Source organism: Isoptericola sp. NPDC056134, assembly GCF_042264825.1.
Lineage (GTDB): Bacteria > Actinomycetota > Actinomycetes > Actinomycetales > Cellulomonadaceae > Isoptericola > Isoptericola nanjingensis.
Window position 1 is genome coordinate 1 of the sequence record NZ_JBHJVM010000096.1, and the last position, 1083, is coordinate 1083.

The window sequence follows — 1083 nt, forward strand, 5'->3', positions numbered from 1 at the left end:
GCCACAGGCCCCACCAGAAACCGTAGCCGCCGGGGTTGGCGGCGACGTTCGGCCCGGCGGCGCAGGCCCCCAGGAGCAGGAGCACTGCGATGGCGAGAGCCGCAACGGCTCCTCGTCGCGTCGTCGTGGACATGACGCTCACCTCCGCGCACCAGTGAACCGCGAGAGCCGCCCGACGGCGAGGCCGGCGCGGCTCGCACCGGGGCTCCGCGCGCCCGTCGGTCGACTCCGCGCAAGGGCTAGACGCGGTGCGCGAGGCGTCGGCGGAGCTGGTGGATGCGGAGTGTGCCGACGACGAGGGCGACGATCCCGACGCCGATTCCCGCGATGAGCAGGGCGAGGGCGAGCGGGACGGAGCCTTGCCAGCCCAGGAACGAGACGAGCACGAGCTGAGTGTTCTGCAGCATGAACACGATGAGCGCGACCAGGACGAGGGCGGCGACGCACAGGCCGACCCACGTGGCTCCGGTGCGGGTCCGAGGAGTCCGCGTCGGGTTGCCCGACGTGCGGGACACGCGTGAGTCGGGGCTGCTGCCCGACACGGCAGCGGTGGGCTGCCCGTTCGTCGCGGAGCTGAGCGGGGTGGTGGCCATGGCGGCCTCCTCGTGGTTCCGGGCCCGCGCACCTCAGACGGGGCACGTTCGCCGCGGATACCGTGACCCTACGCCTCGCACCTGGGAGCGAACCTGGGAGCCGCTGTGCGCGTGCCGGACGACCTCCCTACCGACCGAGGCTGGCGGCCAGCGGGCAGGAGAACGGTTCGCGAGCACGGCCGGGGACGTCGTTGAGGTACTGGACGACGATCCGGTAGGAGGCGAAGAACCGGACCTCGGTGTACGTCACGCCGAGCTGGGAGCAGTACTCGCGCACGAGGGGCTGGACGCGCCTGAGGTTCGGGCGCGGCATGCTCGGGAACAGGTGGTGCTCGACCTGGCGGTTGAGACCGCCCATGAAGAAGTCGACGACGGCGCCGCCGCGGATGTTGCGGGACATGAGCACCTGGCGGCGCAGGAAGTCCACGTCGGCCGTCGCCGGGACGATCGGCATGCCCTTGTGGTTCGGTGCGAACGCGCCCCCGAGCAG

2 protein-coding genes are annotated in these 1083 nt (G+C 72.0%); both read right to left on the reverse strand.

Going from position 1 to position 1083, the window contains the following annotated elements:
* Positions 1–239: 239 nt before the first annotated feature.
* Positions 240–593 (reverse strand): lipopolysaccharide assembly LapA domain-containing protein, encoded by a 354-nt coding sequence (locus tag ACFCZN_RS21525; protein ID WP_430558125.1) that lies wholly within the window; start codon positions 591–593, stop codon positions 240–242.
* Positions 594–720: 127 nt separating this feature from the next.
* Positions 721–1083, reverse strand: a 363-nt coding sequence (locus tag ACFCZN_RS21530; RefSeq protein ID WP_430558126.1) for an acyl-CoA desaturase, incomplete at its 5' end; no start/stop codon positions are given.

Bases quoted from the DNA above. Each gene is read 5' to 3' on its own strand.
- ACFCZN_RS21525 (WP_430558125.1), bottom strand. From the start codon at position 593: ATGGCCACCACCCCGCTCAGCTCCGCGACGAACGGGCAGCCCACCGCT.